At 44.7% G+C, this 12,143-nt stretch carries 12 protein-coding genes; all 12 read left to right on the forward strand.

Annotated elements, in window-relative coordinates; translation table 11 throughout:
- Positions 1-595 precede the first annotated feature (595 nt).
- On the forward strand, positions 596-2,482 hold the full coding sequence (gene dxs / locus BEP19_RS02460; protein ID WP_120188255.1) for a 1-deoxy-D-xylulose-5-phosphate synthase: 1,887 nt from the start codon (positions 596-598) through the stop codon (positions 2,480-2,482).
- On the forward strand, positions 2,483-3,298 hold the full coding sequence (locus BEP19_RS02465; protein WP_120188256.1) for a TlyA family RNA methyltransferase: 816 nt from the start codon (positions 2,483-2,485) through the stop codon (positions 3,296-3,298). It abuts the gene before it with no gap.
- Between the two features lie 118 nt (positions 3,299-3,416).
- Positions 3,417-4,274, forward strand: a complete 858-nt coding sequence (locus tag BEP19_RS02470) for an NAD(+)/NADH kinase (protein WP_120188257.1) — start codon at positions 3,417-3,419, stop codon at positions 4,272-4,274.
- Positions 4,271-4,720, forward strand: a complete 450-nt coding sequence (ahrC, locus tag BEP19_RS02475; protein WP_120188258.1) for a transcriptional regulator AhrC/ArgR — start codon at positions 4,271-4,273, stop codon at positions 4,718-4,720. The genes BEP19_RS02470 and ahrC overlap by 4 nt, the downstream gene beginning before the upstream one ends.
- A 19-nt stretch (positions 4,721-4,739) precedes the next feature.
- Positions 4,740-6,476, forward strand: a complete 1,737-nt coding sequence (gene recN / locus BEP19_RS02480) for a DNA repair protein RecN (protein ID WP_120188259.1) — start codon at positions 4,740-4,742, stop codon at positions 6,474-6,476.
- Between the two features lie 133 nt (positions 6,477-6,609).
- A complete protein-coding gene (gene spoIVB / locus BEP19_RS02485) occupies positions 6,610-7,932 on the forward strand; it encodes a SpoIVB peptidase (RefSeq protein ID WP_120188260.1) in 1,323 nt (440 codons plus the stop codon).
- Between the two features lie 202 nt (positions 7,933-8,134).
- Entirely contained in the window at positions 8,135-8,923 is a 789-nt protein-coding gene (gene spo0A / locus BEP19_RS02490) for a sporulation transcription factor Spo0A (RefSeq protein WP_120188261.1), read from the forward strand.
- Between the two features lie 333 nt (positions 8,924-9,256).
- On the forward strand, positions 9,257-10,345 hold the full coding sequence (locus BEP19_RS02495) for a CAP domain-containing protein (protein WP_120188262.1): 1,089 nt from the start codon (positions 9,257-9,259) through the stop codon (positions 10,343-10,345).
- Between the two features lie 97 nt (positions 10,346-10,442).
- The gene (locus BEP19_RS02500) at positions 10,443-10,910 is read left to right on the forward strand and encodes a hypothetical protein (RefSeq protein ID WP_120188263.1); all 468 of its coding nucleotides are present in this window, start codon (positions 10,443-10,445) and stop codon (positions 10,908-10,910) included.
- Positions 10,898-11,191, forward strand: a complete 294-nt coding sequence (locus BEP19_RS02505) for a YxcD family protein (protein WP_120188264.1) — start codon at positions 10,898-10,900, stop codon at positions 11,189-11,191. Before BEP19_RS02500 ends, BEP19_RS02505 begins: the two co-directional genes overlap by 13 nt.
- Positions 11,192-11,318: 127 nt before the next feature.
- Positions 11,319-11,891, forward strand: coding sequence for a YkoP family protein (locus BEP19_RS02510; RefSeq protein ID WP_120188265.1), 573 nt, complete (start codon positions 11,319-11,321; stop codon positions 11,889-11,891).
- Between the two features lie 60 nt (positions 11,892-11,951).
- Positions 11,952-12,137 (forward strand): hypothetical protein, encoded by a 186-nt coding sequence (locus tag BEP19_RS02515; RefSeq protein ID WP_120188266.1) that lies wholly within the window; start codon positions 11,952-11,954, stop codon positions 12,135-12,137.
- Positions 12,138-12,143: the final 6 nt, after the last annotated feature.

Here is a 12,143-nt window from a genome sequence, read left to right on the forward strand (position 1 = left end):
CGTCGATGAATGCCGGTATTTGGTCGAAATTGATCTGCACGGGTCTTCATACCGTCGATGAACGCCCGCGTTTGGTCGAAATTGATCTGTGCGGGTCCTCATGCCGTCGATGAACGCCCGCATTTGGTCGAGATTGATCTGTGCGGGTCTTCATGCCGTCGATGAACGCCCGTTTTCGATTAGACTCCCGCTCTTAGGTCCTGATGGCGTTCTTCACGACGCACCCTCCCCTAAATTCCCCGATCCCGCGTTCTGATCGTGTCGCTCATGACGCGCATTCCGCTTAAATGTCCGATCTCGTGTCCTGATGGCGTACTTCACAACGAGCTCTCCCTTAAATTCTTCGATCTCGGGTCTTGATCGCCAGCATTCGCGCTTGCGCCATCTCCAATGGGCGTAAAACGGCGCCCCGCTAGGGATTGCCTCTTATCCTTTTGCCACTCTATAACTTTTTCTCAAAATTTAACGAGTAAATATATGAAGATTTGATCGAAATATGTTAGGATGTTAATATTGCTTGTCCATTCTTTCATTTATTAGTAACATAAAAAATGGTAACCATATAGATAGATGATACGGAAAGTGAGGAGTTACGTTGTTATTACAAAAAATCAACTCTCCTGATCAATTAAAAACATTATCTTTGCAAGAGATGGAACAGCTTGCTCGCGAGATCCGACAATTCTTAGTTGAAAAGCTGTCTAGGACTGGGGGGCATTTAGCGTCTAACCTTGGGGTTGTTGAGCTGACGATTGCTCTGCACTATGTTTTCAATAGTCCGCAAGATAAATTGATTTGGGATGTCGGACATCAGTCCTATGTGCATAAGATTTTAACGGGTCGCATCGATTTGTTTGATACATTAAGAAAGTATAAAGGGTTATCTGGATTCCCTAAGCGCAGCGAAAGTGTCCACGATGTTTGGGAAACTGGGCATAGCAGCACATCTTTATCAGCGGCGATGGGGATGGCGATAGCCCGTGACTTGAAAAAGGAAGACAGTCAAGTTGTCGCGATTATTGGTGATGGCGCTTTGACCGGGGGAATGGCCTTGGAAGCGTTAAACCATATAGGTCATGAACAAAAGAATTTAATTGCTATTTTAAATGATAACGAAATGTCGATTGCGCCGAACGTCGGCGCGTTGCATAATCACTTGGGCAAATTACGCACAGATCAACACTATAAAAAGGTGAAAGAAGATCTGGATCATTTATTACGTAAAATTCCAGCTGTGGGCGGGAAGTTATTAAAAACAGCAGAACGAATTAAAGATAGTCTAAAATACTTAGTCGTGTCAGGTATCCTATTTGAGGAACTTGGTTTTACTTATCTCGGACCGATCGATGGGCATAACCTGCCAGAATTATTAGAGTGTCTCAACCAGGCGACCCATACGGAAGGACCTGTGCTCGTACATGTCGTTACCAAAAAGGGGAAAGGATATGCGCCAGCCGAAGCGGACTCCTACACGTGGCATGGGGTTAGTCCTTACAAAATCGAATCCGGAGAAATGATGAAAAAGGCGGGACCGCCTTCGTATGCTAAAGTATTTGGCGACACGATGATTAAGATGGCGGAACAAGAACCGTCGTTGGTCGCAATCACACCGGCAATGCCTGGCGGATCGGGCTTAACCTCATTTTCAGAACAATACCCAGAGCGCTTTTATGATGTCGGAATCGCGGAACAACACGCGGTTACACTTGCCGCTGGACTTGCGACGCAAGGGATGAAACCTGTATGTTCTATCTACTCTACATTCCTGCAACGCGGTTATGATCAAGTTGTTCATGACGTTACACGACAAAACTTAAATGTTATTTTTGCGATTGACCGATCCGGTTTTGTTGGTGAAGACGGAGAAACTCATCATGGTTTATATGATATTGGTTTTCTGAGAAGTCAACCTAACATTGTAATCATGATGCCAAAAGACGAAAATGATTTTCAACATATGTTATATACGAGTATGAAATATTCAGACGGTCCAATCGCTGTTAGATATCCTCGCGGCGGTGGGCTAGGTATCCCGATGGACGAACAGCTTCAAGAAATTCCGATTGGAAAATCGGTCATTGTGGAAGAAGGCAGCCAAGTTGCGATCCTGGCGTTAGGTAATATGGTGGAATTGGCTTTAGAAGCGGCCGATCACGTGAAGCAAGAAGGGATTCAGCCGATGGTGATTGATGCCCGTTTTGTAAAACCATTGGACCACGATTTATTGATTCGTTTGGCGAAAGAGCGCTATCACCTCATTACGGTTGAGGAAGCGACTGTGGCGGGCGGATTTGGATCTGCGGTGCTTGAGTTTTATGCGGAACACGGTTACCACGATATGACTGTGGAAATGATCGGCGTGCCGGATGTGTTGGTCGAACATGGCAGTTCCACAGAACAACGCAGGGAAATTGGGTTAACGGCGGAAGCGATTGCGAAAAAGACAATCCAATTATGGCCCAGAAAAAGGCAGCGGGCGTAAATGAGTAAAAAGGAACGAATCGATGTGCTGCTCGTCAAACAGGGCTTCTTTTCCAGTCGGGAGAAAGCGCAAGCGGCGATTATGGCGGGGCTTGTGCTTGTCAATGATGAGCGATGCGATAAAGCCGGCACAAAGGTGGACGAGGCCTCTCACATCCGATTGAAGGGTGAGGTGCATCCTTACGTTAGTCGCGGTGGACTCAAACTCGAAAAGGCGATTGAAGTGTTTGATTTATCGCTTGAACAAGCCGTCGTGCTCGACATCGGGGCCTCGACAGGCGGGTTCACGGATTGCGCTCTGCAAAATGGGGCGAAGCAAGTGTATGCGATTGATGTTGGATACGGTCAACTCGATTGGAAATTACGCTCGGATGAGCGTGTGATCGTGATGGAACGGACCAATTTCCGCCATCTGGAACCGACGGATTTAAAGGGGGAAGCGCCGAATTTTAGCGTGATTGACGTCTCCTTTATTTCCCTGAAAATCATCCTGCCGGTCTTAGCGCGGTTTTTGCCCTCTGGGGGGCAGGTGGTTGCACTTGTGAAACCACAGTTTGAAGCGGGCCGAGATTCGGTTGGAAAAAATGGGGTTGTGCGCGATCCGCAGGTTCATTTTGAAGTGTTGCAAGCGATGATTACGTTTGTGACATCGAATGGCTACGAAGTGAAAGGATTGGATTACTCGCCGATCACCGGCGGTGAAGGAAATATTGAGTTTTTATTACATTTAGAGCGAGTGGCGCAAGCGGCTCCTCTTACAATTGATAAACAACAGATTGAGCAGCTCGTTGCGAAAGCGAGCCAAAAACTGACTTAAAAAAGAAACACGGGCTGACTTGCGCATTGGGGGGTCAGCCTTTACTTTTGTATCTTTATACACTTTTCGTGAAAAATATGTATAATATGCGTATAGGCTTTATTGGGGAGGTTCTTTTGTGAAAACGGTTGGTATGGTAGTGAATCAGAGCAAACCAGGAGCGATTGAATTCGCTAAGGGTCTAATCCAGCTTTTAGAAGACAAAGGTATAAAAGTGTTGATTGAACCTTTTGTAGGAGAATACGTCAAAAGGGACGACCTTGCTATTCCGCTCCATGAATTTCATCAACAGGCAGAATGTGTTTTTGTGTTAGGCGGGGATGGGACGTTACTCGGTGTCGCTCGAGAATTTTCCGTTCACAATATACCTTTGTTAGGGATCAACCTTGGGAATCTCGGGTTTCTGTCCGAAGCGGAACCTGATCATTTACCGGATGTGATTGATAAGATTAACCGTGGCGATTATTATTTGGAAAAAAGAATGATGATCCAAGCAGAGCTTATTCAGAATGGAATGACAAAGGCGGTCTATCATGCCTTAAACGATATATGTATCGCAAAAGGAACATTCAGTCGGATTATTAATTGCGCGGTACATGTGGGCGATCAATATGTTTCCACTTTTAACGGAGATGGAATGATCGTTTCTACACCGACGGGTTCCACGGCCTATTCATTGTCCGCCGGAGGACCGATTGTTTCGCCATCGATCCATGCCATTTTATTAACGCCGATTGCTCCACATTCGTTATCAGTAAGGCCGATGGTGCTCGCGATTGAACAAGAAATACGGATTACGGTCTCTGCAACGCATGAAGACATGGGACTGACGGTGGATGGACAATTAGGTATTCGTTTACAAGTCGGTGATCAAATCGTGTTGAAAAAATCTCCTTATAAAACGTCATTAATTAAATGGAAAGAGCGCAGTTTCTTTGACGTTGTACGAAAAAAGCTGATGGGGGATCAAGCATGAGCAAAGGACAACGACATATAAAGATAAGGGAAATTATTGCGAATCATGATATCGAAACACAAGATGAACTGGTTCATATGTTAAAAGAGTTAGGTTATAACGTGACACAGGCGACGGTATCGAGAGATATTAAGGAATTGCATCTCGTAAAAGTGCCGACGCAAGATGGGCATTATAAATATTCGCTGCCGGCAGACCAACGTTTTAACCCACAACAAAAGTTGAAACGAACGTTGATGGACAGCTTTATTAGTATTGATCAAGCGGATAATTTATTAATCATGAAAACAATGCCAGGGAACGCTCACGCGGTCGGCGCTTTGATTGATAACCTGGATTGGCAAGAGTTATTAGGCACGATTTGCGGCGATGATACGATCCTCATTATTTGCCGTAACGGGGCAGGCGCCAATGAAACTTCTCAAAGATTTTTAGACATGCTCTAAACAGCTAGGGGGAGTGGAGATGATTGTTGAACTTACGATAAAAAATGTGGCTGTCATTAAAGAGGTCACGATTCGGTTTCAACGCGGGCTGAACATTTTGACAGGGGAAACAGGGGCCGGTAAATCGATTCTCATTGATTCCATTGGACTGCTGCTTGGCGGCAGAGGATCGGCTGAATATGTGCGTTATGGGGAAAAAAAGGCGGAGATCGAAGCGTTGTTTGAACTCGACGATGAGCAACCCGCGCTTGAATTATTGGGTGGATTAGGCATTGAGCCGCCAGAGGATCGTATTTTAATTTTGAAGCGGGAAGTATCAGCTCAAGGTCGAAGCATTTGTCGTGTGAATGGACAACTTGTGACGTTGGCCACGCTACGGGAAATCGGACCGTGGTTGGTCAATATCCATGGGCAACATCAACATCAATCATTGATGATGACGGACCGTCATTTGGACTGGCTTGACGCGTTTGCGGGCGAAGAACTTAAGTCTGTTTATGAAGAATATAGGCAAGTGTATCGACGATACCGAATTGCGAAACAAGAGTGGGAGCGTTTTGCGAAAAATGAAGCGCAGTTAGCTCAACGGCAAGATATGCTGACCTTTCAGCTGCAAGAAATTACGGAAGCGGAACTAAGTCCGTTGGAAGATGAGGAGCTCGTCAAAGAAAAAAGTCGTTTGATGCATAGTGAAAAACTTTTTTCCGGATTAGATGATGCCTACATGGCTTTAACGGCTGAACAAGCCTCATTGGATTGGGTCGGACTGGCCCTGTCCCATTTGGAAAGTATTGCAGAGCTTGATGAGCCGCTTAGGGAAATGTTCGCTCAGACTGAATCCGCTTTTTATCAGTTAGAGGAAACGGCCCGAAGTTTGCGCGACTATCGGGATCAGATCGAGTTTGATCCGAATCGGTTAAATCAAATTGAAAATCGGTTAGTTGAGATTCAGCGTCTGAAGCGTAAGTATGGCGTGGATGTCGAAGAAATTTTGGAGTATGCGGCCCAGATTGAAGATGAATTAGATACATTGCTCAACCGTGAAGAACGCTTAACGATGATGGAAAGAAAAGTAACAGATCTAGCGAAAGATTTAGCATTGGAAGCATTGGAATTGTCCACGCAACGACGCAAAGCAGCCGATTTGCTGGCTCAACAAATCGAAAACCAGTTGCAGGATTTGCAAATGGATAAGGCTAAGTTTGCTGTTGACGTTCGCCAGCAAGTGGACCCGCAGGGCATTGATTTTGTCGATCAAAAAGTGAAGGTGACGTCGACAGGCGCGGATTTTGTTGAATTTATGATTGCGGCTAACCCTGGTGAACCGTTGCGGCCCGTCGCTAAAGTGGCATCAGGCGGAGAACTTTCGCGGATCATGCTGGGCATGAAAGCTACTTTAGCGGAACTGGAACCAACGGAAACGTTAATTTTTGACGAAATCGATACGGGTGTCAGTGGAAGAGCTGCTCAAGCGATTGCGGAAAAGTTGGTCGCTGTGTCTCGTCATAAGCAGGTATTGTGTATTACACATTTACCGCAGATGGCTTGTATGGCAGATGCTCATTTTTCGATCATGAAAGAGACGACGGAAGATCAGACGCAAACGAAAGTGACCTATTTAGAAGATGAACAGCAGGTCGCCGAATTGGCGCGTCTGCTTGGCGGGGTTGAAGTGACGGAAACGACACGTGAGCATGCTAGAGAAATGATGCGAATGGCGAGGGAAAACAAACGAAAACAGGTTATCCTAATGTAAAGGGATCACGAACTTCCAGTGATTCCTTTTTTTTATGGGTGATTTTCAGTTATAAATGCGGGGACGCGGGGCAAAATTATAAATACAGTAACGATGGAGGTGTAGGTAGGGGAAAGTAGGAGTGTGATACTCGTTGACGCAACAACCAAAGAAAAAATGGCTAGGGTTTATGTTATTAGTTCTTTCTGTCTGTACCTTTTATTCCACGCCTTTTCAGGAATTTGCTTCTCTTCCCAATGAAATTCGCCTGTTCAAAGGCTCGGTGGAGCAATTAAAGTTTTCTATGCCTTTCACCGGAAGTGTTACTGCGAGTAATCCCGATGTCGTCGACGTAAATGGGTTGGCTGCGTCTAAAGCTGAAGTGAATTATCGATCTCCTGTCACGATTAACTCAAAGCAGACGGGAGAAACCGAACTACAGTTAAAAGTAGCGAATGTACCCATTAAAACAGTCAAAGTCAACGTGTTAGATGATTTTAAAATTTACCCAGGAGGTCAATCGATTGGCGTGCAATTGCAGACTGCTGGCGTGCTTGTCGTTGGCCACCACTTAGTAGATACGGGTGGAGAAAAAGCTTCCCCGGGTGAAACATCCAAAATAAAAGTGGGGGATACAATCCTTAAGATCAACGGAAAACCAATCCGTGAGATGAAAGAGGTTGGCAACATGGTCAAACAAGCAGGTGAAAACAACAAACCTCTTTCGATCTTAGTCGCGCGCGGTGGTGAGCAGCTAGAACTTGAATTGACTCCCGCCTATGACGCTAAAGATAAAGCCTATAGGATGGGGCTTTATATACGAGATAGCGCGGCGGGTGTAGGGACCCTTACTTTCTATGATCCAATTAGTAAAAAATACGGCGCGTTAGGTCATGTTATTTCTGATGTTGATACAGGTAAACCGATTGTCGTTGGCGGTGGTCACATTATTCAATCGCGCGTCACATCCATTGAACGCGGAACCAATGGGGCGCCAGGAGAAAAATTTGCTATATTTAAAGATGAGAACGATAAATTGGGAACGATTACGAAAAATTCCCCATTTGGAATTTTTGGGAAAATGACCAAGTATCCAGAAAACAACATGGTGAAAGAGCCATTACCGATCGCGTTATCGGAACAAGTTGAAGAAGGGCCCGCGCACATTTACACAGTTGTTGATGGGCAGAAAGTCGAGAAATACGAAATTGAAATCGTCAATGTCATCCAACAACGTTTTCCCGCGACAAAAGGAATGATTATTAAAGTGACAGATCCTAAACTGTTGGAAAAAACGGGCGGAATTGTACAAGGAATGAGCGGTAGCCCGATCATCCAAAAAGGCAAGCTCGTGGGAGCGGTCACGCATGTGTTTGTCAATGATCCCACATCCGGGTACGGTTTATTTATTGAATGGATGTTGCATGACGCGGGCATTGATCTTCATGGCAATAAAAAGGAACTCAAGGCTAGTTAACACTAGGCCTTGAGTTTTTTTCTACGATAAAAACATCGAAAAAGGGAGATAAACGTCGAAAAAAGGAAAAAACTAAAAATAATTAAAGAATTTGTTAATTTAAGCAGGAAACGTATTGCGGCTTGTCGAAAGGTAATTTAGTGAAGGAGCGCTCAAAAGCGCAAAGATGAAATGTGAGAATGACATCAAAGGAGAGGTTAAAGTGAATACCATTAACGTGGTTTTAGCAGATGATAATAAAGAATTTACTGAACTTTTGAAGGAGTATATTAATAGTCAAGAAGATATGGAAGTAACAGGTGTTGCTTTTAATGGAAATGAAGTATTGCAGATTTTTGAAAACGAGGGTATTCCTGATGTGCTAATCCTTGATATTATTATGCCGCATTTGGATGGGTTAGCTGTCTTAGAAAGTATCCGCGATATGGATTCCGGTCGTCAACCCAAGGTCATCATGTTAACCGCCTTTGGTCAAGAGGAAGTAACGAAGAAAGCGGTCGAACTTGGCGCCTCTTACTACATTTTAAAACCATTCGATATGGATGTTCTCGCTAACCGTATTCGCCAAGTAGCGGGCAGCAGTAGTTCCTATACGATCAAACCGATTGTGAAAACACCGACAGCGGCGAGCACGGCAAAATCATTGGACCAAAACATTACGTCGATTATCCATGAGATCGGGGTTCCTGCCCATATTAAAGGATATATGTACTTACGTGAAGCCATCACGATGGTCTACAATGATGTCGAGTTGCTCGGCTCGATCACGAAAGTATTGTATCCAGATATCGCTAAAAAGTTTAATACGACAGCAAGCCGTGTTGAACGGGCGATTCGTCACGCCATTGAAGTCGCTTGGTCTCGAGGAAACATGGATTCAATCGGCACGCTCTTTGGCTACACCGTCAGTAATACAAAAGCGAAGCCTACGAATTCAGAATTTATCGCGATGGTTGCTGATAAACTACGCATCGAGCATCAAGTTGGCTGAAACGAACAGGACTAGCAACCATGGCTAGTCTAACATTTTCTAAAAGAAAAAAAGCGTTCCAACTATACTGGAAACGCTTAGGATAATAACCGCTCAACTCCAAATGAGGAAAGATTATCTATATTATAGCATGGATTGCCGTACATAAAAGGGGCAAGTCGGAGGAACTTATTGGAAATGATAAATAACCTTCATTTTATCGCAACTTTTTCGATCTGAGCTGCGTCTATATAGATAAGCTTAAACTAAAACGGATAGTTTAGGTTTGAGAGTTTTCCCTTCCATGCAATTGGAAGGGATTTTTTTTGTCTACAATCAAAGGGGAGCCAATGTATGGTAAAAAAAGGGCTGACATTTGTTTTGTTGTGTTTGCTTGGGATGATGGCTTTTTTCGTAACGGATGGAATGGAATCATTTGAATGGGATGAGATTGAAACAAAGTTGTCAGCGCTATCTACGTTCGTTGATGATGAACAAGAAAAAGCAAGCGAGCAGGTCATCCAAGATCCCGTGTTAGATGAGTCTGATTCGCGCGGTATTTATGGTGTGTATATTGGTCAATCGGCTAGTGAAGCGCTGACCATTCTTGGATCGCCGCAGCGGAAGGAACCGAGCGCGCTCGGGTATGAGTGGTGGGTTTATCAACGCGATGGTGTTCATTTCTTGCAAATTGGAGTGACAGATGACGGGCAAATCGTCGATCTTTACTCAGCTAGCGAAGACTGGCGCTATCAAGGCATTGCGCTTGGGACGTCGGAAGAAATACGTAACGAACAAATTTCGTTTGCTCCAAATATTTCATTTACGTATGATGGGGCTGACTTTACGTTGACAGATGCGATCAATGAACGGGCTCTAACGATCATTGACGACATCCCCGTTCTTTTTTACTTGGACCAACATGATGATAATAAAGTGGCGGGGATTCGATTTATCGCTAAGGAATATCTTGTAAAGAGCAAATTGTACGCGATCCGTTGGACTTATTTTGCGACACAGCCTGACACGCAACCGCCTGCGCTAACAGCCGAACAGCAAGCGGATGTGGAACGCGGGATCGAACGACAGATCTTTGATTTAACGAATGGAACGCGGGCGCGCCTCGGATTGCCACTGTTGCAGTGGAATGAACAAGCGGCTGAAGTGGCGAGAGCGCATAGCGCGGATATGCGGCAAGGCGACTTTTTTGATCATGTGTCTGCCACGACGGGTCTTGATCCTTTTGAACGGTTGCGTCAACACGGAACGACTTTCCGCGCTGCTGGGGAAAATATCGCAATGGGCTATATGGATGCGATTGAAACCCATCACGGTTGGATGAACTCGCTTGGCCATCGTGAAAACATCATTCATCCCCAGTTTTCGACATTGGGGGTTGGTGTGGTCGGAATATACAGCGCCCAAAACTTTGTTACGCCGTAAAGCTTTGATTTTCCCCGCGCAATCGCATAGAATAAGTGTTAGTATGTTTGTGAACGATGTTTATAAGCTATCTATTTCTAAAAAAGAGGGGTGTAGCATGATGAAGAGATTTTTTGCGTTGTTTACAGCCGTTGTTCTTACATTGGCGCCGCTTGGCGTAATCACGCTCGGACTCGTCGATGATCATGCCGAGGCAAGACGAGGTGGCGGGGGTTACAAATCTGGACCAAGAAGTTTTAAACCGAGCGCGCCGCCTAAAAATTCATCGAATGTCACGCCAGGCAATACGCAGCGGAATTCGAATGTCAATCAGGGAACGAATACGAGAACGAATAACCCAGCAGGCGCGCAGTCTAATCGTGGCGGTGTCATGCGCGGGATGTTGTACGGCGGACTCGCAGGTTTATTGTTTGGCAGTTTATTCGCGGGCATGGGCGGATTTGGGGCATTGCTCGGTCTAGCGGTTAATGTTTTGGCTATTATGGTATTATTTATGGTTGCGCGAAGAGTGATTAGCTACTTCAAAGAAAAAAGAGACAAGGATATGCGTTCATGGAGACCATAAAGCTTTCTGAACAAGACATTGTGAATGCGATTTGCCTTCACACTGCTGATAAAAAGCAAGTTGAACCGCAAGAAGTCGAAGTCGAACTCTTATGGGATGAACAATACGGGTTTTCCTCCGAAATATACACGCATGGCAGAAAGCAAGTGTTGATTGAGGCGAATATGCTTGAGGCCATCCGTTTTTGGATCGATCGTGAATTACAACGCGATCCCTTCTCTGCGGGAATTCAGTTGCAATTAGAAGATGAAGAAGGAATCGTCGCTTATCTTCGCTATTAATGTAAAAGGCGCCCGCATAGGGTGTCTTTTTTTGTTTTTAACGCGCAAAGCTTCACCAAGAAAAAGACAGAAAAAATAAAAAAGCGCAAATACATTTCAAATGGGCGCGGGATGAGGTGAAATACAGTTGTATCAGACGATGATTTTGCCAATCTGGGGACTGATTGATCAAGTATATTATCACTGTAACCGACTGCAATTTGTCGATCGACTGGAAGATAATATTTTTAGAGTGAGAATTACGAGGTACAGGGGATATCCGTTGCAACTGCGGGATGGCACCAAAATTGAAAAAGGGGATTTACTTGTTAAAATCCATCTACATAATTATTCATTAGTAAAAAAGATGCGCCATCTAAAATCGGATGTCAGGAGAGCGCTATTTGTTTACGAAGCAGTTAAGCAGTCACTTCCAGGGTTAGCCAATTACCTTAAAGGACATCCGCTTGAAAGTCAAGTGAAGGGCATTTTAGGCGTAACGGTGCTCAATCGTGGCGTGAGACGACTCGGCTTTGACACGTTTAATTTGAAACATCCGCTCTATTCCGCGTGGAAGAAGTCGTATATGGTCCCGTTAACCGCGATTTGTCACGGTGATTTTAACCAGATTTTCACGGGGAAATACGAACCAAAGTATTTGGTGATGGGCAAGGAAACGTTATTTGATTTGTACAGCGACAAATCGATGGGAGAAAAATGAATATTAATGCCCTCGTTCGTTAACAATGTCAAAGAATGAGTCCTTTGGGGTGAGAATGGGATGCGAACGTTAAAAAGCTTTACAGCAGACAACGAGTTTATATTAACCGATCAAATCAATTTGTACGCCAAGGGAAATGAATTGCAGATCGTTTCGATCCAAACTCACGCGCTTGAAAAGGATGGCAAAACGACATTCAGCGCTTTTGTCCTCTACGAATGGACGGAGGAAGAAGCGGAAGCTTAGAAGGAG

It is taken from the genome of Ammoniphilus oxalaticus, assembly GCF_003609605.1.
Taxonomy (GTDB): Bacteria; Bacillota; Bacilli; order Aneurinibacillales; family RAOX-1; genus Ammoniphilus; species Ammoniphilus oxalaticus.